This is a genomic window from Denitratisoma sp., from assembly GCA_032027165.1.
Classification (GTDB): Bacteria; Pseudomonadota; Gammaproteobacteria; order Burkholderiales; family Rhodocyclaceae; genus Desulfobacillus.
In genome coordinates, this window is record JAVSMO010000001.1 from 3,385,881 (window position 1) to 3,405,959 (window position 20,079).

The 20,079-nt window shown below is 66.8% G+C and carries 25 protein-coding genes; 19 read left to right on the forward strand and 6 right to left on the reverse strand.

Translation table 11 applies throughout. The features are described 5' to 3' along the window. Window positions 1–51: 51 nt before the first annotated feature. From glyA to ROZ00_16545, 6 genes are read left to right on the forward strand one after another with little or no spacing between them, the layout of a single operon-like run. Window positions 52–1,299 carry a serine hydroxymethyltransferase gene (gene glyA, locus ROZ00_16520; protein MDT3737835.1) on the forward strand — a complete coding sequence of 416 codons (1,248 nt, stop codon included), beginning with the start codon at window positions 52–54 and terminating at the stop codon, window positions 1,297–1,299. A 6-nt stretch (window positions 1,300–1,305) separates the two neighbouring features. Continuing rightward, window positions 1,306–1,785: a transcriptional regulator NrdR gene (nrdR, locus tag ROZ00_16525; GenBank protein MDT3737836.1), complete on the forward strand. Its 480-nt coding sequence runs from the start codon at window positions 1,306–1,308 to the stop codon at window positions 1,783–1,785. 13 nt (window positions 1,786–1,798) lie between these two features. Continuing rightward, window positions 1,799–2,887, forward strand: coding sequence for a bifunctional diaminohydroxyphosphoribosylaminopyrimidine deaminase/5-amino-6-(5-phosphoribosylamino)uracil reductase RibD (gene ribD, locus ROZ00_16530; protein MDT3737837.1), 1,089 nt, complete (start codon window positions 1,799–1,801; stop codon window positions 2,885–2,887). After that, complete coding sequence (locus ROZ00_16535) at window positions 2,884–3,258, forward strand: hypothetical protein (protein MDT3737838.1); 375 nt, start codon at window positions 2,884–2,886, stop codon at window positions 3,256–3,258. The genes ribD and ROZ00_16535 overlap by 4 nt, the downstream gene beginning before the upstream one ends. Before the next feature lie 14 nt (window positions 3,259–3,272). Next, window positions 3,273–3,896, forward strand: a complete 624-nt coding sequence (locus ROZ00_16540; GenBank protein MDT3737839.1) for a response regulator transcription factor — start codon at window positions 3,273–3,275, stop codon at window positions 3,894–3,896. Continuing rightward, window positions 3,893–5,764, forward strand: a complete 1,872-nt coding sequence (locus ROZ00_16545) for a sensor histidine kinase (GenBank protein MDT3737840.1) — start codon at window positions 3,893–3,895, stop codon at window positions 5,762–5,764. Before ROZ00_16540 ends, ROZ00_16545 begins: the two co-directional genes overlap by 4 nt. A 13-nt stretch (window positions 5,765–5,777) precedes the next feature. Here the strand turns inward: ROZ00_16545 and moeB are convergent, their stop codons facing one another. Genes moeB through gpmA form a run of 5 tightly spaced genes read right to left on the reverse strand, consistent with a single transcriptional unit; the run spans window position 5,778 to window position 10,371 of the window. Next, window positions 5,778–6,545, reverse strand: coding sequence for a molybdopterin-synthase adenylyltransferase MoeB (moeB, locus tag ROZ00_16550; protein ID MDT3737841.1), 768 nt, complete (start codon window positions 6,543–6,545; stop codon window positions 5,778–5,780). After that, a complete protein-coding gene (locus tag ROZ00_16555; protein MDT3737842.1) occupies window positions 6,542–7,003 on the reverse strand; it encodes a hypothetical protein in 462 nt (153 codons plus the stop codon). Before ROZ00_16555 ends, moeB begins: the two co-directional genes overlap by 4 nt. A 7-nt stretch (window positions 7,004–7,010) precedes the next feature. Next, complete coding sequence (locus tag ROZ00_16560) at window positions 7,011–8,405, reverse strand: S41 family peptidase (GenBank protein ID MDT3737843.1); 1,395 nt, start codon at window positions 8,403–8,405, stop codon at window positions 7,011–7,013. 23 nt (window positions 8,406–8,428) lie between these two features. Beyond that, window positions 8,429–9,598, reverse strand: a complete 1,170-nt coding sequence (locus ROZ00_16565) for a peptidoglycan DD-metalloendopeptidase family protein (protein ID MDT3737844.1) — start codon at window positions 9,596–9,598, stop codon at window positions 8,429–8,431. A 20-nt stretch (window positions 9,599–9,618) separates the two neighbouring features. Continuing rightward, complete coding sequence (gene gpmA, locus ROZ00_16570) at window positions 9,619–10,371, reverse strand: 2,3-diphosphoglycerate-dependent phosphoglycerate mutase (protein ID MDT3737845.1); 753 nt, start codon at window positions 10,369–10,371, stop codon at window positions 9,619–9,621. 86 nt (window positions 10,372–10,457) lie between these two features. Between gpmA and ROZ00_16575 the strand changes: the two genes are divergently transcribed. The 6 genes from ROZ00_16575 to ROZ00_16600 are packed head-to-tail and all read left to right on the forward strand — an operon-like array spanning window position 10,458 to window position 13,418. After that, the gene (locus ROZ00_16575) at window positions 10,458–10,802 is read left to right on the forward strand and encodes a metalloregulator ArsR/SmtB family transcription factor (GenBank protein ID MDT3737846.1); all 345 of its coding nucleotides are present in this window, start codon (window positions 10,458–10,460) and stop codon (window positions 10,800–10,802) included. Window positions 10,803–10,814: 12 nt separating this feature from the next. Next, window positions 10,815–11,225 carry a rhodanese-like domain-containing protein gene (locus ROZ00_16580; GenBank protein MDT3737847.1) on the forward strand — a complete coding sequence of 137 codons (411 nt, stop codon included), beginning with the start codon at window positions 10,815–10,817 and terminating at the stop codon, window positions 11,223–11,225. Beyond that, the gene (gene grxC, locus ROZ00_16585; GenBank protein MDT3737848.1) at window positions 11,222–11,485 is read left to right on the forward strand and encodes a glutaredoxin 3; all 264 of its coding nucleotides are present in this window, start codon (window positions 11,222–11,224) and stop codon (window positions 11,483–11,485) included. Before ROZ00_16580 ends, grxC begins: the two co-directional genes overlap by 4 nt. Window positions 11,486–11,519: 34 nt before the next feature. Continuing rightward, window positions 11,520–11,981 (forward strand): protein-export chaperone SecB, encoded by a 462-nt coding sequence (secB, locus tag ROZ00_16590; GenBank protein MDT3737849.1) that lies wholly within the window; start codon window positions 11,520–11,522, stop codon window positions 11,979–11,981. Beyond that, window positions 11,981–12,421: an SH3 domain-containing protein gene (locus ROZ00_16595; protein MDT3737850.1), complete on the forward strand. Its 441-nt coding sequence runs from the start codon at window positions 11,981–11,983 to the stop codon at window positions 12,419–12,421. Before secB ends, ROZ00_16595 begins: the two co-directional genes overlap by 1 nt. A 7-nt stretch (window positions 12,422–12,428) precedes the next feature. Continuing rightward, entirely contained in the window at window positions 12,429–13,418 is a 990-nt protein-coding gene (locus ROZ00_16600) for an NAD(P)H-dependent glycerol-3-phosphate dehydrogenase (GenBank protein MDT3737851.1), read from the forward strand. Here the strand turns inward: ROZ00_16600 and ROZ00_16605 are convergent. Then, window positions 13,415–13,879 carry a tRNA (cytidine(34)-2'-O)-methyltransferase gene (locus tag ROZ00_16605; GenBank protein ID MDT3737852.1) on the reverse strand — a complete coding sequence of 155 codons (465 nt, stop codon included), beginning with the start codon at window positions 13,877–13,879 and terminating at the stop codon, window positions 13,415–13,417. The two genes, ROZ00_16600 and ROZ00_16605, sit on opposite strands and share 4 nt — an antisense overlap. A gap of 92 nt (window positions 13,880–13,971) precedes the next feature. Between ROZ00_16605 and ROZ00_16610 the strand changes: the two genes are divergently transcribed. The 7 genes from ROZ00_16610 to ROZ00_16640 are packed head-to-tail and all read left to right on the forward strand — an operon-like array spanning window position 13,972 to window position 19,949. Further along, a complete protein-coding gene (locus tag ROZ00_16610; protein ID MDT3737853.1) occupies window positions 13,972–15,675 on the forward strand; it encodes a GspE/PulE family protein in 1,704 nt (567 codons plus the stop codon). A 5-nt stretch (window positions 15,676–15,680) separates the two neighbouring features. Further along, window positions 15,681–16,907, forward strand: a complete 1,227-nt coding sequence (locus tag ROZ00_16615; protein MDT3737854.1) for a type II secretion system F family protein — start codon at window positions 15,681–15,683, stop codon at window positions 16,905–16,907. Next, on the forward strand, window positions 16,904–17,380 hold the full coding sequence (locus ROZ00_16620; GenBank protein ID MDT3737855.1) for a hypothetical protein: 477 nt from the start codon (window positions 16,904–16,906) through the stop codon (window positions 17,378–17,380). The genes ROZ00_16615 and ROZ00_16620 overlap by 4 nt, the downstream gene beginning before the upstream one ends. Window positions 17,381–17,439: 59 nt before the next feature. Next, window positions 17,440–17,928 (forward strand): type II secretion system protein, encoded by a 489-nt coding sequence (locus ROZ00_16625; protein ID MDT3737856.1) that lies wholly within the window; start codon window positions 17,440–17,442, stop codon window positions 17,926–17,928. A 6-nt stretch (window positions 17,929–17,934) separates the two neighbouring features. Further along, window positions 17,935–18,525, forward strand: a complete 591-nt coding sequence (locus ROZ00_16630) for a prepilin-type N-terminal cleavage/methylation domain-containing protein (GenBank protein ID MDT3737857.1) — start codon at window positions 17,935–17,937, stop codon at window positions 18,523–18,525. Continuing rightward, window positions 18,509–19,099, forward strand: a complete 591-nt coding sequence (locus ROZ00_16635; protein MDT3737858.1) for a type II secretion system protein — start codon at window positions 18,509–18,511, stop codon at window positions 19,097–19,099. Before ROZ00_16630 ends, ROZ00_16635 begins: the two co-directional genes overlap by 17 nt. Beyond that, window positions 19,083–19,949, forward strand: coding sequence for a prepilin-type N-terminal cleavage/methylation domain-containing protein (locus ROZ00_16640; protein MDT3737859.1), 867 nt, complete (start codon window positions 19,083–19,085; stop codon window positions 19,947–19,949). Before ROZ00_16635 ends, ROZ00_16640 begins: the two co-directional genes overlap by 17 nt. Window positions 19,950–20,079 lie beyond the last annotated feature (130 nt).

A 20,079-nucleotide genomic window follows, 5' to 3' on the forward strand; every position in this document is an offset into this window, starting at 1 on the left:
TCCGCCCCGTGGTAAAATTGCAGCTTTCTTCAATCAGTTAGGGCTGCATCCATGTTTCTCAAGAAAAACACCCTGGCGAAGGTCGACGCCGAACTGTGGGCCGCGATCGAAGCCGAGAACCGTCGCCAGGAAGAGCACATCGAGCTGATCGCCTCCGAGAACTACGTCTCCTGCGCCGTGCTCGAGGCACAGGGCTCGCAGCTCACCAACAAGTACGCCGAGGGCTACCCCGGCAAGCGCTACTACGGCGGCTGTGAGCATGTGGACGTCGCCGAGCAGCTGGCCATCGACCGCGCGAAGAAGCTGTTCGGCGCCGACTGCGCCAACGTGCAGCCGAACTCCGGCTCGCAGGCCAACCAGGCGGTGTTCTTCGCCTTCCTCAAGCCGGGCGACACCATTCTCGGCATGAACCTGTCGATGGGCGGTCACCTGACCCACGGCATGCCGCTCAACATCAGCGGCAAGTGGTTCAACATCGTGCCCTACGGCCTCAACGAGAAGGAAGAGATCGACTACGCCGAGATGGAGCGGCTGGCGCGCGAGCACAAGCCCAAGCTGATCATCGCCGGCGCCTCCGCCTACGCCCTGCGCATCGACTTCGAGCGCTTCGCCAAGGTGGCGAAGGAAGTCGGCGCCATCTTCATGGTGGACATGGCGCACTACGCCGGCCTCATCGCCGCCGGCGTCTATCCGAATCCGGTGCCGCACGCCGACGTCGTCACCACCACCACGCACAAGACCCTGCGCGGCCCGCGCGGCGGCCTCATCCTCATGAAGGCCGAGCACGAAAAGGCCATCAACTCGGCCATCTTCCCCGGCATCCAGGGCGGCCCGCTGATGCACGTCATCGCCGGCAAGGCGGCGGCGCTGAAGGAGGCCATGACTTCCGAGTTCCGCGACTACCAGGAGCAGGTGCTCGCCAACGCCCGAGTCATGGCGCGCGTGCTCTCCGAGGAGCGCGGCCTGCGCATCGTCTCCGGCCGCACCGAGAGCCACGTCTTTCTGGTCGACCTGCGCGCCAAGAACATCACCGGCAAGGAGGCCGAGGCGGCGCTGGGCCGCGCCCACATCACCGTGAACAAGAACGCCATCCCGAACGACCCGCAGAAGCCCTTCGTCACCTCCGGCATCCGCATCGGCTCGCCGGCCATGACGACGCGCGGCTTTACCGAGATCGAGGCGGAAACCGTCGCCCACCTGATCGCCGACGTGCTCGATGCCCCGAACGACGAGGCGGCCATCGCCAAGGTGCGCGGCAAGGTGGCGGAACTCTGCAAGAAGTATCCGGTTTACGGCTGATCTGCGATGAAGTGTCCTTTTTGCGCGGAACCGAACACCCAGGTCATCGATACCCGGGAGAACGAGGAAGGGGACACCGTTCGCCGGCGCCGGCGCTGCCTGGCCTGCGACAAGCGCTTCACCACCTACGAGCGCGTCGAGCTGCGCATGCCGCTCATCGTCAAGAAGAACGGCAGCCGCGCCGACTACGACCGCGACAAGCTGCTGGCCAGCCTGATGCTCGCCCTGCGCAAGCGCCCGGTCACCACCGAGAGCATCGACGCCGCCATCGAGCGCATCGAGGAGCGGCTGCTCGCCTCGGGCGAACGCGAGGTGCCGACCGAGAAGGTGGGGGAGCTGGTCATGCGCGAACTGCGCAAGCTCGACAAGATCGCCTACGTGCGCTTCGCCTCGGTGTACCGCAACTTCGAGGACGTGGAAGAATTCCGCGAGGCGATCCGCGAAGTGAAGAAGCCGCGCGCGCCGCGGCGTCCGCGCAGCGCCTGACGTTCCAGCCGGCATGTTCAGCGCTGCCGATCATGAATTCATGGCCCGTGCGCTGCGCCTGGCGCACAGGGGTCTCTGCACCACCACGCCGAATCCTCGCGTCGGCTGCCTCATCGTCCGCGACGGCAATATCGTTGGAGAAGGCTGGCATGCGCGCGCCGGCGAGGCGCATGCCGAGATCCACGCCCTGAAAGCGGCCGGCGAGCTTGCCCGCGGCGCCACCGCCTACGTCACGCTGGAACCCTGCAGCCACCACGGCCGCACGCCGCCCTGCGCCGATGCGCTGATCGAAGCCGGCGTGGCGCGCGTGGTGGCGGCCATGCGCGACCCGAATCCGCAGGTCGGCGGCAACGGCCTGGAAAAACTCCGCGCCGCCGGCATCCCCTTCGAGAGCGGGTTGATGGAGGCGGAGGCGCGCGAACTGAACATCGGCTTCGTCTCGCGCATGGAGCGCGGCCGGCCCTGGGTGCGCCTGAAGCTGGCCGCCAGCCTGGACGGCAAGACGGCCCTGAACAACGGCAAGAGCCAGTGGATCACCGGGCCCGAGGCGCGCCGCGACGGCCACGCCTTCCGCGCCCGCGCCTGCGCCATCCTCACCGGCGCCGGCACGGTGCGCGACGACGACCCGCGCCTGACCGTGCGCGACATCGACACCGACCGGCAGCCGCTGCGCGTGGTGGTGGACAGCCATTTCGAGACGCCGCCGACGGCGCGCATCCTCGAGGGCGGCAACACCCTGGTGGCGGCGGCAAGCGAGGATGCGGCGAAGATCGCCGCCCTGCGCGCGGCCGGCGCCGAGGTGACCGTGCTGCCCAACCCGAACGGCAAGGTCGACCTGCCGCGGCTGCTGCAGGCGCTGGCCGAACGCGGCGTGAACGAACTGCACGTCGAGGCCGGCCACAAGCTCAACGGCTCGCTGCTGCGCGAAGGACTGGTCGACGAGCTGCTGCTGTATTTCGCGCCGACGATTCTCGGCAGCGGGCGCGAGATGTTCCCGCTGCCGGAGTTGACCGATCTCGCCGGCCGGCGCGACCTGAAGATCGTCGACCTGCGTCGCGTCGGCGAGGACATCCGCATCCTGGCGCGGCCCCTGGCGGCATGAAGGGCAAGCGAGACCCCGCCCGCGATTTCCCCGGCAAGCGCTGGCTGGTGAACCTGCTGCGCGCCATTCATCTCGTGGGCGTCGTCGGCCTCGGCGCCGGCGTGCTCGGCGACCTTCCGGAAGCCCGCTGGTTCGCCTTCGGCATCACGGCGCTGGTCACCGGCTTGAGCATCCTCGCCCTCGATGCCTGGTCGCGGCCCAGTTATTTCCGCGAGCACGTCGGCCTGGCCATGGCCGGCAAGCTGCTCCTGCTCGGCGTGCTTCTGGCCTGGCCGGCTCAGCGCGCCGTGCTGTTCTGGCTGATTCTCGTCTTCTCCGTGCTCTTCGCCCACGCCCCGGCCAGCCTGCGCCACGGCGTCTGGCGGAAGTGAGCGGGGCCTGCGCCGTGAGCCGGAAGAAAGTCCTCGTCGTCGAAGACCACCCGCTGTTCGTGCAGGCGATCGGCGAAATCGTCTCGCGCATCGATCCGGCGGCGGAAGTGCAGGGAACGCATACCCTGGCCGACGCGCTGGCCTGGCTTGCGCGCGGCAGCCCGGACCTGGTGCTGCTCGACATCAACCTGCCGGACGTTTCGGGCCTGGACGGCGTCGCCGCGCTGCGCCGGCAACTGCCGGAAGTCCCCATCGTCGTCGTCAGCGCCGCGGATGATCCCGCCCTGCTGCGCGAACTCGAGCGCAGCGGCATCCATCGCTTCGTCTCGAAGAGCGCCAAGCCGGCCGAAATCATCGAATCGATCCGCCAGGTCTTCCATGTCGCAGCCCCGGCCCGGCGCGACGCGGCGCAGCGTTCGCCGGAGGAGGGCAAGCGCGTGGCCCTCTCGCAGCGCCAGCTCGAGGTGCTGCAGGAGATGGCCACCGGCAAATCCAACAAGGAGATCGCGCGCAGCCTCGACATCGCCGTCGATACCGTGCGGGCGCATGTCGTCGAGATCCTCGCCCGGCTCGGCGTGCGCAACCGCACCGAGGCGGTGACGGTGTACTACTCCGGCCAGTACGAAGTGTCGAAATGAGGCAGGCCGCCCTGCGCGCGGCGTGGCTTGCCATTGGCCTCTTCATGGCGGCGCCTGCGTGGGCGGCGCCTGTCGTGCTCGAGGCGGAGCGGAAGGAAATCCGCCTCCAGGAAGGCATCGAGGTGCTGGAGGATGCCGAACGCCGCCTCCAGGCGACTGACTTTTCCGCCGCGCCGCCGGCGTCCTTTCACAAGCTGCCCGGCGAGCACCATTCCTACGGCTATTCCGCCAGCGCCTTCTGGGCACGCGCAGAAATAGGCAATCCCGGTGCCGGCCGGGCAGACTGGTTCCTGGTCTACAAGCAGGTGGCCATCGACCGCATCCAGGTGTTTCTCGGCAGGGCCGACGGCACCTGGCGCGAAATCGCTCCCTACGGTGCAGAAACTGCGCATGAGCTGTTCGGCGGATTGCGCTACCCCGCCTTCCATCTCTCGCTGGCCGCGGGCGAGCGCGCGACGGTCCTCGTGCGCATCGAGAACTCCTCGCCGATCCGCTTCCCGCTGGTCATGCAGGAATTCCACGACTTCTTCAAGCAGGATCGCGTCGGGAGGATGTGGGCGGGCCTGGCGCTGGTGATCCCGCTGGTGGTGGCCATCTACATGCTGTTCCTGTGGGGCGCGATGCGCGACCATTCCCTGCTGCTCTACATCGGCTTCCAACTGGCCGTGATGGTGGCTTCGGCCTGGATCAGCGGCTATCTTGCCGAAATCCTGCCGATGCTGCCGCGCCGCACGCTGGCCGAGATCGGCGTGGCCGCCTTCAATCTTTCCTACTTCTTCGGGCTGTTGCATGCGCGGGCGTTCATGCAATTGCCGCGCCGCCAGCCGGTGCTGGGCAGGGCCGTGCTGTTCGTCGCGCCGCTGTTTCTGCTGGTGATCGGCATGGAGTTCGTGCAGCCGACGGCGGCGCGATTGATTACCGTGGCCGGGGCGATCGGCGTGGTCCTGTTCGTCTTCGGGACGACCCTCGTCGCCTGGTACCGCCGCCTGCCGCACGCGGCGATCTATGCCGCCGCCTGGGCAAGCCTGCTGCCCGGCGTGGCCAGCATCATTGGTTCGCGGCTGGGCTGGATCGACCATGGCGCGGTGACGGTCGCCCAGCTGGCGGCCGGCGTGATGTCCTCGCTGATTTTCGGCATCGCGCTGGCCGGGCAGATCCGCCTGCGGGAGGCGCGCGCGCAGGCGGTCATGGCGCAGGGTCGCCTGCTCGCCGCCGCCCACCACGACCTGCGCCAGCCGCTGCAGTCCCTCGGCATCTTCATCGAGCTGATGCGCGGCGAGGCCGAGCGGCCCGCCCAGGTGCGCGCGCTGGCCGGCCGCATGGAGGCCGCCTACGGCAGCCTGGCCGACTTCATCGATGGCCTGCTCGAATTGTCCCGTGCCGCGGATGGCCAGCACGAGCCGAAGCTCGTGCGCCTGAGGGTGAATGACGTGCTGGCGCCGCTGGTGGCGGAATACCGGCGCCTGGCCGCCGCCGTCGGACTCGAATTGCGCCATGTGCCGTCCTCGGCGTGGATCGAGAGCGACCCGCGCCTGCTCGAGCGCATCCTGCGCAACATCCTCGCCAACGCCGTGCGCTATACCCAGCGCGGGCGCATCCTCGTCGGCTGCCGGCGCTGCGGCGACCGCCTTGCCATCGAGGTCTGCGATACCGGCCCGGGCATCGCGGAGCGCGACCGGGAGCGCATGTTCGACACCTTTATCCAGGGCGCCGAGGCGCAGAACAGCCGCGCCGGCTTCGGGCTCGGCTTGGCCATCGTGAAACAGCTGGCCCGGCGCATGGGACATGAAATCTGCCTGAGGTCCGTCGAGGGCAGGGGATCGTGCTTCAGGGTACTGGTGCCCAGGCCTGTCTCGATGGAGCGCTGAACGGGGCCGCCAATCAGGAGGACAATTTCCCTCCTGCAGATGCGCACACCGCGCAGCCCGGGTCCTTGCCGAGTTGGATGCTGCGCCATTCCATCGCCAGGCCGTCGAGCAGCAGCAATCTTCCCGAGAGCGATTCGCCGCAGCCGGCGACGAGCTTGAGGGCTTCGGCCGCCTGCGTCGTGCCGATGATGCCGGTGAGCGGGGCGAAGACGCCCATCACGGCGCAGCGCACCTCCTCCGCGTCCTGGCCTTCCGGGAACAGGCAGTTGTAGCAGGGGCTCTTCGCCTCGCGTAGGTCGAACACCGAGACTTGGCCGTCGAAGCGGATGGCGGCGCCGGAGACGAGCGGCTTGCGGAATTTCACGCAGGCACGGTTGATGGCATGGCGGGTGGCGAAGTTGTCGGAACAGTCGAGCACGACGTCGGCGGCGGCGACCTGTTCCTCGAGCGCCTCGCCTTCCAGCCGAGCTTCCAGCGCAACGACATTCACCTCGGGATTGATGAGGGCCAGCGTGTTGCGGCCGGACACCGCCTTGGGCTGGGTCACCGAGGCGGTGTGGTGCAGGATCTGCCGCTGCAGGTTGGTGAGGTCGACCGTGTCGCCGTCGCACAGCGCGATGGTGCCCATGCCGGCCGAGGCGAGATACATCGCCGCCGGCGAACCCAGCCCGCCGGCGCCGACCACCAGTGCGCGCGCCGCGAGCAGGCGCTCCTGTCCTTCGATGCCGAGCTGCGGCAGCAATATGTGCCGCGAGTAGCGGAGGAGCTGCTGGTCGTTCACCGATCTTCCCGCAACTCGACCGGCGTATCGTCGCGGTCGCCGTGCGGATGGTGCTGGTAGGCCTTGATGTAGACCTGGTTGGACTGCTTGATCAGGCGCGCCGGCTCCTTGAGATTCCTCAGCTGGGTCTCCTCGGTAAAGTAGACGAGGGCGCGGACGATCTTGCAGTAGATGGAGTTGTCGAGGTGGTAGCCGAGGTTGCGCAGGGCTTTTTCCAGCCCCTCGTAGGTGTAGTCGATGAGGTCGTAGCGGACCGTGATGCCGCGCGGGTGGGGCCCGTGGGATACGTCCAGATATTCCATGCCGGCAAGCAGCTCGGCGGCCTTCCTGGCCTGTTCGGGCGGCATCTTGGTGAAACGGATCTCGCGGCGCTTGACGCTGCCGTGCTCGGGCACGGCGGGGGCATGACCCGGGTGGGGAACGCGGTGGGCAAGCTGGCGTGCGCGCTCCGGCGTCATGGCCGCGTCACTTTGACTGCATGATCTGCAGGCCCTTGAGGAGGTTGACCGCCTGGTTGAGCTGGTAGTCGTTCTTCGAGGCGATCTCGAAGCGCGACTTCTCCTCCTCTTCGGGCTCGTCCTTCGCCGGCTTGCCCTTGGTGGCGGGCGCCTTGGTCTGCGGCTTGGCGGCCGGTGCCGGTTCCTTGTCCTTGTCGTTCTCCAGGTGGCGCTCGAGGTCGGCTTCGCGCAGGCGCGGTCCGGAGCTGCCATTGGCGGATTCCTCGACGATGATGTCGGGCACGATGCCCTTGGCCTGGATGGAGCGGCCGCTCGGCGTGTAGTAGCGCGCCGTGGTGAGCTTGATGGCGGTGTTGTTGGCGAGCGGCAGGATGGTCTGCACGGAACCCTTGCCGAAGGTCTGCGTGCCCATGACGACGGCGCGCTTGTGATCCTGCAGGGCGCCGGCAACGATCTCGGAGGCGGATGCCGAGCCGGCATTCACCAGCACCACCATCGGCACGGTCTTGGCGCCGGCCGGAAGATCCTTGAGATAGTCGGTGCGCGTGCCGCGCAGATAGTCCTCCGGGCTGGCGAAAAACTTGCGCTTGGCGTCTTCGGTGCGGCCGTCGGTGGAGGTCACCAGCGCCTTCGGCGGCAGGAAGGCGGCGGAGACGCCGACGGCGCCATGCAGCAGGCCGCCCGGGTCGTTGCGCAGGTCGAGGACGAGCCCCTTCACATCGCCCTGCTTCCAGAGCTTGTTGAGGTGATCGACCAGCTTGTTGGCAGTGTCTTCCTGGAACTGGGTCAGGCGCACATAGGCGTAACCCGGCTCGATCACCTTCGACTTCACGCTTTGCACCTTGATGACTTCGCGCGTGATGGTGATGATAAGGGGCTTGGTCTCGCCCTTGCGGGCGATGGTCAGGGTGATCTGGGTCTTCGGCTTGCCGCGCATGCGCTTCACTGCGTCCGAAAGCGTCATGCCCTTCACCGGCGTGTCGTCGAGCTTGACGATGAGGTCGCCGGCCTTGATGCCGGCGCGGAAGGCCGGCGTGTCCTCGATCGGCGAGATGACCTTGACGAAGCCGTCTTCCATGCCGACCTCGATGCCGAGGCCGCCGAATTCGCCCTGGGTGTTCACCTGCAGGTCCTTGAAGGCGTCGGCGTCGAGGTATTGCGAGTGCGGATCCAGGCCGGTAAGCATGCCGGAAATGGCCTGGGTGATCAGCTTCTTGTCCTCGACCGGCTCGACATAGCCCGTCTTGATGGCGCTGAAGACGTCCGCGAAGGTGCGCAGCTCCTCGATCGGCAGCGGTGCAGCGGCGTCCTTCTGGGCGATGGCCGAGAAATTGAGACTGACGAAAATGCCGGCGATCAATCCGAAAAGAACGAGGCCGGCTTGTTGCAGCTTGTTGCGCATGGTTGCTCCGTTGGGGGATCAGGCTATCTCAGGATGACCCATTTCAGGGGGTCGAGCGGCTGACCCAAATGTCTTAATTCAAAGTATAAACCCGTTTCCGGGTTGCCGCCGCTGTTGCCCACCGAGGCGATGGCTTCCCCGCTTTTCACCGGCTGGCCGACCGTCTTGTAGAGGGATTCGTTGTTGCCGTACACCGACAGATAGCCGTCGCCGTGATCGACGATGGCCAGGTTGCCGAAGCCGCGCAGCCAGTCGGCGAAGACGATGCGGCCCGGGGCAATGGCCTTGACCTCGGTGCCGTTGGCGGCGCGGATGAACACCCCCTTCCAGGTCGTGCCGCCCTCCTGTCGTGGAGTGCCGAAACGGTTGGCGAGTTCCCCGCGCGCGGGCAGGGCGAGGCGCCCCTTCAGCCGGACAAAGGCCTCCGCCGCCAGCGAGGCGTCCGGTGTGCGTTCGTTGCGCAGGGCCGGCGCCTGGGCCTGGGATGAGGCAGGCCGCTTCGGCTTGGCAACGATGCGACCGAGCCCCTCGATCAGCCTGGCCAGGCGCTTTTCGTCGCGCTTGAGCCTGCTCACTTCGCGCCGCTGCGCCTTGATGCGGTCGGACAGGCGGACGAGCACGGCCTGCCGCTTTTTCTGCTGCTCGACCAGGCCGGCGCGTTCGCGCTGCTGGCTTTTCTCTATCCCGGCCAGTTCTTCGCTTTTCTCGCGTGCCAGGCCGGCGAGGCGCTTTTTCTCGTCGAGTACCTCGCCCAGGTTGCGGATCAGGCCGGCTTTGGCGCGCGAGAGCAGGCTCAGGTAATGGGCGTCGCGGGCCAGCTGGTTGGGGTCGTTGCCGGAGAGGAGGTGGCTCAACGCATCGGTCTCGCCGGCGTAATACTGCCGGGTGAACAGGCGCCCGAGCTGGGTCTGCTGGGTGGAAATGCGCGAAGACAGTTTTTGCGACTGGGACTCCAGACTGGCCAGCGTGGCCTGCGCTTCCGCCCGCGCGCTGCCCAGCTCGCGCAGCTTGCGGTTGGCCTCGGAGATGGCCTGTTCCGTCTCACGCAATTCTTCGGCGGCGTCGGCGCGCGATTCCTCGGCCTTGGCGATGTCCTTCTGCAGGGACTGGATGCGCCCCTGCAGATCCTTCATTTCCTCGCGCTTGACGTCGGCCGGGGCGGCGAGGACGCTCGCCGCCGCACACAACAGCAAAGCGAGAAAAGGCCGCTGTTTCAGTTTTTCGCCTTGCCCTGGCTGGCGACCGCCTGCATGGCGGCGGCGATGGCCGCCTGGTCGCCGAGGTAATAGTTCCGGATCGGCTTGAGATCGTCATCCAGCTCATAGACCAGCGGGACACCGGTGGGGATGTTGAGTTCGACGATGTCGGCGTCGGAGATGTTGTCGAGGTACTTCACCAGGGCGCGCAGGCTGTTGCCATGGGCGGCGATGATGACGCTCTTGCCGGCCTTGACCGAGGGGGCGATGGCCGATTGCCAGTAGGGCAGGAAACGGGCGACGGTGTCCTTCAGGCATTCCGTCGGCGTGGCGGCGGCCGGGTCGCCGGCATAGCGCGGATTGGCCATCTGGGCGACGAGGCGCTCGTCGCCCTTTTCCAGCGGCGGCGGCGGGGTGTCGTAGGCGCGGCGCCAGATCTTCACCTGGGCCTCGCCGTATTTCTCGGCCGTTTCCGACTTGTTGAGCCCCTGCAGGGCGCCGTAATGCCGCTCATTCAGGCGCCAGGAGTGCTCCACCGGAATCCACATGCGATCCATCTCGTCGAGCACGGTCCACAGCGTGCGGATGGCGCGCTTGAGCACCGAGGTATAGGCGATGTCGAAGGCGAAACCGGCTTCCTTGAGCAACTGGCCGGCCTGCTTCGCCTCGGCACGGCCCTTGTCGGTCAGATCGACGTCGGTCCAGCCGGTGAAGCGGTTTTCCTTGTTCCAGGCGGATTCGCCGTGGCGCAGCAATACGATTTTCTTCATGATTTCCGTGAGATGGGCGCTTTGCAGAAGATGGACGGACGGCGTTTGGCCGACAGGAAAGTATTTTATAATATTAGCCGCTGCAATTGGATTTCATCGTGGAAGTGGACAACATCATCACCGACCTGATCGAGAAGCAGGAACATATCGAGACCGCCGCGCGTGCGCTGAAGGCGATCTCGCATCCCCTGCGCCTGAAGATCCTCTGCGTCATCGGCGACCAGGAGGCCTGCGTGCAGGAGATCGTCGACGCCGTCGGCACTTCGCAAAGCAACATTTCGCAGCATCTCGCCATCCTGCGCGACAAGGGCGTGCTGCTCACGCGCAAGGACGCCAACCGCGTCTATTACCGCGTCGGCGACCAGCGCACGCTGCAGCTCATCGTGCTGATGCGGGAAGTCTTCTGCGGCGTCCCCCAACCGAAAAGATAAACGGAGCATCGCTTGGATTTCATCAAGGACAACCTGGCCTGGTTCGGCCTCGCCGTGTTCAGCGGCGGCATGTTCCTCTGGCAGACCTGGCAGGCGCGCGGCGGCAGCGCCGGCGTGTCGCCGATGCAGGCCACGCTCATGATCAACCGCGAGGACGCCGTCGTGGTGGATGTGCGCGAGCCGGCCGAGTACGTCGGCGGCCACATTCCCAATTCCCGCCACATCCCGCTCTCCCAGCTCGACAAGCGCCTGCCCGAGCTGGAGAAGTTCCGCGAGCGCACCATCATCGTCAACTGCGCCAGCGGCAACCGCTCGGCCTCGGCCTGCGGTGCGCTGCGCCGGGCGGGCTTCGCCAAGGTGTTCAACCTGTCTGGGGGCATCTCCGCCTGGGACCAGGCCGGCCTGCCGGTGACCAAGAAATGACTGCCAAGGTTCTCATGTATTCGACCGCGGTGTGCCCGTACTGCGTGCGCGCCGAACAGCTCCTCAACAGCAAGGGCGTGACCGATATCGAGAAGGTTCGCGTCGACCTCGATCCCTCCCGCCGCGAGGAGATGATGCAGAAGACCGGCCGCCGCACCGTGCCGCAGATCTACATCGGCGACCACCACGTCGGCGGCTGCGACGATCTCTACGCGCTCGACCGCGCCGGCAAGCTCGATCCGCTGCTGCGCGGCGCATAAATTTCTCAACTGCTTCTTCACCCGGTTCCACGCCATGTCAGAGACTGCCCAGCCCGTTTTCACCATCGAGAAGGTCTACGTCAAGGACCTCTCCCTTGAAATCCCCAATGCCCCGCAGATCTTCCTCGAGCGCGAGCAGCCCGCGGTCGAGGTCGGCCTGCAGTCGGAGGCGAACGGCCTCGGCGACGGCATCTTCGAGGTGGTGCTGACCGTCACCGTCACCGCCAAGGTGGGCGAGAAGACCCAGTTCCTGGTCGAGGCGGCGCAGGGCGGCATCTTCCAGATCCGCAACGTGCCGGACGAGGAACTCGAGCCGGTGGTCGCCATCGCCTGCCCCAACATCCTCTTCCCCTACGCGCGTGAGACCGTCTCCGACACCATCACCCGCGCCGGCTTCCAGCCGGTGCTGCTGGCGCCGGTGAATTTCGAGGCGCTCTACCGCCAGCGCCTGGAGCAGCAGGCCCAGCAGCAGCCGGGCGAAATTCCCATCCAGTGATGCGCCGCCTCGCCGCCGTCCTCGCCGGACTGACTTTTCTCGCCTCGCCCGCCTGGGCGCTGGAGTACCTATCGGTGGCCGAGGCCGGGTCGGTGATGTATGACGCGCCCTCGCAAAAGGCCAGGCCGCTCTTCATCGTCCTGCGCGGGACGCCGGTCGAGGCAGTGGTGAGCCTGGAAGGCTGGGTCAAGGTGCGCGATGCCGCCGGCGATCTCGCCTGGATCGAGAAAAAATCCCTTGCCGAGAAGCGCATGCTCATCGTCACGGCGACGAGTGCCGAAGTGCGCAGCCAGGCCGAAGCCGGCGCGCCGCTGGTCTTCGAGGCCGACAAGGACGTCCTTCTGGAACTCGTCGAGCCGGGCCCGCTCGGCTGGGCGAAGGTGCGCCACCGCGACGGCCAGTCCGGTTTCGTGCGCGCCAGCCAGGTCTGGGGACTCTGATTTCCGCATGAAGATCGCCATCCTCGGCGCCGGCGCGTGGGGAACGGCGCTCGCCATCGCCTTTGCCCGCCGCCATGAGGTTGTCCTGTGGGCGCGGGATGCCGCCCAGGCGGACGCCATGCGCGCGACGCGCGAGAACGCCCGCTACCTGCCGGGCAGTGTCTTCCCTGAAGCGCTGCGCATCGAGGCCGATTTCGCCGCCGCGGCCGGCGCCAGCGAACTCAACGTCATCGCCACGCCGCTCCTCGGCCTGCGCCCAACCCTGCACCAGCTGCGCGCGACAGCGCCGGCGACGCCCGTGATCTGGGTGTGCAAGGGGCTGGAGGCGGGCAGCCAGATGCTGCCGCACCAGATCGTTGCCGGGGAACTGGGCGAAGGCGTGCCCTGCGGCGCGCTCACCGGTCCCAGCTTCGCGGAGGAAGTGGCGCAGGGCCTGCCCACCGCGATCACCCTGGCCGCCGCCGACGGCGCCTTTGCCGAGGCCACGGCGCAGGCGCTGCACAATTCCCGTTTGCGCGTGTATGCCAATCACGACGTGGTCGGCGCGGAAGTCGCCGGCGCCGTGAAGAACGTCATGGCCATCGCCGCCGGCATATCCGACGGCATGGGCTTCGGACTGAATGCCCGCGCCGCCCTCATCACGCGCGGCCTGGCGGAAATCACGCGGCTCGGCCTGGCGCTGGGCGGCAAGCGCGAAACCTTCATGGGGCTGGCCGGCATGGGCGACCTCATCCTCACCTGCACCGGCGATCTGTCGCGCAACCGCCGCGTCGGCCTGGCACTGGCGAAAGGCGTGGCGCTGGAACGGATCCTGCGCGACCTTGGCCATACGGCCGAGGGGGTGTCCAGCGCGCGCGAGGTCGCCGTGCTGGCTGCGCGGCTCAATATCGAGATGCCCATCACCCAAGCGGTGAAGGGCGTGCTGCACGACGGCGTGCCGGCCAGCGCGGCCGTGGAGCAACTGCTCGGCCGCGACCCCAAACTGGAAACCGCCTAACTGCCGCCGGCGTAGCCGTTCTGCCGCCAGGCCTCGAACACCATCACCGCCACCGCATTCGAGAGGTTCAGGCTGCGGTTGCCCGCCACCATGGGCAGGCGGATGCATTGGCCGGGCGGGACGCTCTCCAACATGTCTTGCGGCAGCCCCCGCGATTCCGGCCCGAAGACGAAGGCGTCGTTCGCCTGATAGCGCGGCGCATCGAAGCGCGTGCCGCCCCGGGTGCTGACGAAGAACAGCCGGCTGCCCGCCAGTGCGGCCAGGCAATCCTGCCAGGTCTCGTGCACGCTGACCCGGGCAATATCGTGGTAGTCCAGGCCGGCCCGGGCCAGTTGCCGGTCTTCCAGGTTGAACCCGAGCGGCTTCACCAGATGCAGCTTCGCGCCGGTATTGGCGGTCAGGCGGATCGCATTTCCTGCATTCGGCGGAATTTCCGGCTGGTAGAGAACGACATGAAACACTTGAATCCCTTCTTGAATGAGGGTATTTTCGTATATGTTAAGCGGTGTTACACGCTTTTTTGCATAAACCAGTTTAACTTTTTTGGAACTTCATGGCTCGCCCGGAAAAAATCAGGCTCGGCGAACTGCTGGTTCAGCAGGCCCTGATTACCGAAGATCAGCTCAAGCAGGCGCTCGAGGAGCAGAAGAAGAGCGGGCGCAAGCTCGGCCGCGTGCTGATCGACAGCAAATTCGTCACCGAGGAGGGCATTTCCCAGGCGATGGCCAAGCAGTTGGCCATCCCTTACATCAACCTGCGCAGCTACAACCTCAAACCCAACACGGTGCGCATGCTCTCCGAAGCGCAGGCGCGCCGTTTCCGTGCCCTCGTGCTGGAGGATCGCGGCGCGGCCATCCGCGTCGGCTTTGCCGACCCGACCGACCTGTTTGCCTACGACGAAGTGTCGCGCGCCCTCAAGCGCGACATTGAACTCACGGTCGTCACCGAAAGCCAGCTGCTGGAGACCATCGACCGCGTCTACCAGCGCACCGAGGAGATCTCCGGTCTCGCCCAGGAACTGACGGCCGAACTGGGCGACGTTACCGTCGATCTGGGCGCGATGGGCATTACGCCGGGCCTGGAAGAGGCCCCGGTCGTCAAGCTGCTGCAGTCCGTCTTCGAGGCGGCGGTGCAGGTGCGCGCCTCCGACGTACACATCGAGCCGCAGGAAAAATCGCTGGTCATCCGCTTTCGCGTCGACGGCATCCTGCACGTTCAGACCCAAGCCGACATCAAGATCGCCACGGCCCTGCTGCTGCGCCTGAAACTGATGTCCGGCCTCGACATTTCCGAGAAGCGCCTGCCGCAGGACGGTCGTTTCAACGTCAAGATTCGCAATACCGCTGTTGACGTGCGTATTTCCACTATGCCGACCCAGCACGGCGAGGCGGCGGTAATGCGTTTGCTCAACCAGAGCGGCGGCCTGCTCGGCCTCGACAAACTCGGCATGCCGCAGCGCATCGTCGACCGCCTGCGCGAGGTCATCCACCACCCGAGCGGCATGGTGCTGGTCACCGGGCCCACCGGCAGCGGCAAGACGACGACGCTGTACGCGGCGCTGTCCGAGGTGAACACCCCGGAGAAGAAGATCATCACCGTCGAGGATCCGGTCGAATACCGCCTGCCAGGCATCAACCAGGTGCAGGTGAACGACAAGATCGACCTGACCTTCGACCGCGTGCTGCGTTCGGCCCTGCGCCAGGATCCGGACATCGTCCTGGTCGGCGAGATGCGTGACCAGACCACCGCCGAGATCGGCCTGCGCGCCGCCATGACCGGCCACATGGTGTTCTCCACCCTGCACACCAACGACGCCGTGTCGACGCCGGTGCGCCTGCTCGACATGGGCGTGCCGCGCTACATGGTGGCGCTGTCGCTGCGCCTGGTGCTGGCGCAGCGCCTGGTGCGCGTCGTCTGCGACCATTGCGCGCGGACGCACACCCTGACCCCCCATGAGCACGAGTGGCTGCGCGTGGAGCTGGGCGAGGCCATCGAACGCCATGAGTTCCGCGAGGGCGTGGGCTGCTCGCATTGCAACGGCACCGGCTATGCCGGGCGGACCGGCATCTACGAGATGCTCGAGATGACCGGCCGGGTGGTCGAGGCCGCCAACCACGAGAATCCCAGCGCCTTCGTCAAGGCGGCGCGCGAGCAGATGGCCGGCCACACCCTGAACAAGGACGCCCTGCGCGTCGCGATTGAAGGGCGCACGACGGTGGCGGAAGCCATGCGCGTCAGTTCGCAGTCGGACGACTGAGCGGCATGGCCTACTTTGCCTATACCGCCCGCAACGCCCAGGGCGCCCTCACCCAAGGCACCCTGGAGAGCGCCAGCGCAACAGCGCTGGCGGACCATCTCACGTCGACCGGCGTCACGCCGATCCGCATCGATGCGGTGCCAGGGCCCGAGGAGGGTGTGCTGGCCCAGTTCTCGCGCCTGCGCGACATGGGCAGGGTGGGTCATCTCGACATCCTCATCTTCAGCCGGCAGATGTACGCCCTGCTCAAGGCAGGCGTGCCGATCATGCGGTCTCTGGCGGCGCTGCAGGAATCCTGCACCAACCGCGCCTTCGCCGACGTGATCGGCGACCTGCGCGAGTCGCTCGATTCGGGCCGCGAGCTATCGCAGGCCATGGCGCGCCAGCCGAAGGTGTTCAGCCCCTTCTACGTGTCGATGGTGCGCGTGGGCGAGACCACCGGCCGGCTGGAGGAGATCTTCATCAGCCTGTTCCACCACCTGGAGTTCCAGCAGTACATGCGCAACCAGGTGAAGTCGGCGCTGCGCTACCCCGGCTTCGTGGTCGGGGTCATGGCCTTGGCGCTGGTGATCATCAATCTTTTCGTCATCCCGCAGTTCACCAAGGTCTTCAAGAGCCTGAAGGCCGAACTGCCCTTCATGACCAAGGTGATCGTCGCCTCGTCGGATTTCTTCGTCGCCTGGTGGCCGGTGATGCTGCTGGCGGTGGTCGCTGCTGCGGTTGGCTTCCGCCTCATGCTGGCCTCGAAGCAGGGGCGCTTCAACTGGGACCGCTTCAAGCTGCGCATCCCCATCGCCGGCAGCATCGTGCTGAAGGCCACGCTGGCGCGCTTTGCCCGCAGCCTGGCGCTCGGCCTGAAAAGTGGCGTGCCGGCGGTGCAGGCGCTCTCGCTCACCGCGCAGGTGGTCGAGAACGACTTCGTCGCGAGAAAGGTCGAGGACATGCGCCTCGGCGTGGAGCGCGGCGAGAGCATCCTGCGCACCGCCGTCCAGGCCAAAATCTTTACGCCGGTCGTGCTTCAGATGGTCATGGTCGGCGAGGAATCCGGCGCGCTCGACGACATGATGGAAGAGGTTGCCGAGATGTACCAGCGCGAGGTCGAATACGAGCTGAAGAACCTCTCGGCGCAGATCGAGCCGATCCTCATCGTCTTCCTCGGCGTGATCGTGCTGATCCTGGCGCTGGGCGTGTTCCTGCCGATGTGGGATCTCGGGAAGGCGATGATCAAGTGAGGCGGCAGGGGGGGCTCACCGCGATCGAGTTCGCCGTGGTGCTCCTGGTCTTCTCGCTGCTGCTGGCGGGGCTGTCGCGGGTGCTGGGCTATGCCGAGGAGCAGGCCGAGAAGACGATGGTGCGCTATGCCGTCATGGCCCTCGAGTCCGGCCTCAAGATAGAGGCTGCCAGCCGCCTAACGCGGGGCCGTGGTGCCGACGTGGCGAAGCTGGCCGGCGAAGACCCGTTCCGGTGGGTCGACCCGAAGCCGAAGGGCTATCGCGGCGAATGGCAGGCACCGGCGCCGGGCATGCAGGCCGAGCCGGGGTGGTATTGGGATGGACAGAAGTCGGAAGCGGTCTATGTGCTGACGCTCAGCGACCGCTTCAAGCCGGGCCCGAGCGGCAAGGCGGAGATTCGCTACCGCGTCGAGGCGGAATCGGGCGGGGTGCGGATCGCCCTGCGGCCGGTGGAGAATTACCAGTGGTTCTAGCAGCGGAACGAATGCTGCTAAAGTTATATAAGAAGGTCTCTCAAGGAAGGAGTGCAGTCATGAAAGGCAACAACAAGGGCTTTACCCTGATCGAACTCATCGTGGTGATCACCATCCTCGGCATCCTCGCCGCGGTGGCGCTGCCGCGCTTCGTCAGCCTGCAGGGGGATGCTCGTGCAGCTTCCGCTCGGGCGGCGCTGGGGGCGATGCAGGCGGCGGCGGCTTTGACCCACGGTGCGAATCTCGCCCGGAGCCAGGCAGCGAATGCGGCAGCCGACGTAGAGGGGCCGACCGATGTCACCATGTGTAATCGCTATCCGACAGCTGACGCGGCCGGAATTATTTTCGCGGCCGGCATTACCGCCACCGACTACCAGATTGCCGGCGGGGGCACGACCGACACGAGTGCAGTCACAGTGAGGCCGAACGGCGTGGCCGCCGCTTCCACGACCTGCGTCGTGACCTATACGGCAGCGGCGGGCGGCGGGTCCTGCACGGCCCCGGGCAATTCGCCGACGTTTGCGATCGACGTTTCGAACTGCAACTGATCTGCAGTGCTGCGCCGCTGCGGGTCCCGGCGCCGCACAACGCAGATCGTCGCCGTATCGCAGGGACTGACTTTTGTACTGGCCCGCCACGGCGGGCCGCTGTCCGGAGCGGGCGGGGATGCCATGAACGGCGGAGACTTGGCGGGCGTAAGGCGGCATCGCACAGCCGGCTTCACTCTCGTCGAACTGATCACCATCATGGTGGTGGCGGCCATCCTGGCCGCCGTTGCCGCGCCGCGCTTCTTCACCCGCCTTTCCTTCGAGGAGCGCGGCTTCTACGACCAGAGCGTCGCCGCGATCCGCTATGCCCAGCGCGTCGCCATTGCCGAGCGGCGCAATGTCTTCGTCGTCATGGAGGCGAACCGGCTTCGCCTCTGCTACGACGCCGCCTGCGTTGCCGGGGTGCGCGAGCCGGGCGCCGGCAATGCCTACGACATCGGCACGCCGGACGGCGTCGGCCTCGACACGACGGCAACCTTCAGCTTCAATGGCCTTGGCCAGCCTTCACTCGCGGCAAACATGGTCGTGACGGTGACCGGCCAGGACAACCGCACTTTCACGGTGCAGCAGGAGACAGGCTTTGTCGCCACGCCTTAAACATCTGCGCCAGCGCGGCATCTCGCTCATCGAGACGATCCTGTTCATGGTCATCGTCAGCGTGGCGGTGGCCGGCGTCATGGGCGTGTACGCGATCACCACGCGCTCCTCGGCCGACCCGCTGGTGCGCAAGCAGGCGCTGGCCATCGCCGAGTCGCTGCTGGAGGAGGTGCGCCTGATGCCCTTCACCTACTGCGATCCGGACGACGCCAACGTGACGACCGCCACCAGCGCCGTCGTCGGCGCCGGGCCGACCTTCTGCGCGACGGCAGCGGAAGCGGCGATGGCGCCGGAAGTCGGGGAGACGCGCTACTCGGCCACGACCCCGTTCGACAACGTGAACGACTACCACGGCTTCGATACGGCCGCGGCCGTGCCTGCCGGCATCTGCGACATCTCGGGCGCCTGCATTGCAGCGCTGGCCGGCTACCGCGCAACCGTGGCGGTGGCGCCGACGGCCTTCAACGGCATCCCGGCAACCGAGGCCCTGCTGATCACCGTGACGGTCACCGGGCCGAACGGCGAGGCCGTTTCCCTTTCCGGCATCAGAACCCGCCATGCGCCGAACCTCTGATCGCCGCGGACAGGCCGGCTTCACGCTGGTCGAGATGATCGTGGCGATCACGATCACTGCCATTCTCTCCGGCATCGTCGTTCTCTTCATCAAGGTGCCCCTGGATAGCTACTTCGACGTTTCCCGCCGTGCCGAATTGACCGACGCCGCCGACCTGGCCGTGCGGCGCATTGCGCGCGAGGTGCAGGGCGCGCTGCCGAACAGCGTGCGCGTCAGCACCGTCGCAGGCGTCACCTATCTCGAGTTCCTCGCCGTCCGTACTGGCGGACGCTATCGCGAGCAGCCGGCTGGCACCTGTCCCGGCGGCAACAGCGACGAGCTGGAAATCGGTCTGTCGGACACCTGCTTCCGCACGCTGGGCGACATCGCCGAAATCGGCCAGATCGTGGCGGGAAGCGATTCCCTGGTGGTCTACAACCTCGGCGCGGGCCATGCCGATGCCGACGCCTATGTCGGCGCCAACCGGGTGCCGGTCGCCACCGCCACGGATGGCGCCGGCAGCGAGACATTCACCTTCGCCGCCAAGACCTTTCCGCTGGCCTCGCCCTCCCGACGCTTCTTCGTCGTATCCGGGCCGGTGACCTATGCATGCGATCCGACGGCCGGTAATCAGGTGCTGCGCCGCCATTGGGGCTATGCCATCGCCGCTGCCCAGCCGACGCCGCCCGCCGGCGGGGCGACGGCCCTGCTGGCGAGCGGCGTGACCGCCTGCAATATTGCGTACTCCGAGGGGGCCGGTTCCCGCAACGGCGTGGTCAGCGTCAATTTGACGCTGACCCGCACCGATGCCGGCGGCAACGCCGAAAACGTCACGCTGTACGCGCAGGCCCACGTGGTGAATTCGCCATGATGCGGGGACGTGACCTATTTCATGGCAGGGTGCGCCCGGCGGGCGCACACTATGCGCGTCGGCAACGCGGAGTCTCCATCGTGACGGCGATCTTCCTCATCGTCATCCTGGCCGGCCTGGCCGGCTTCGC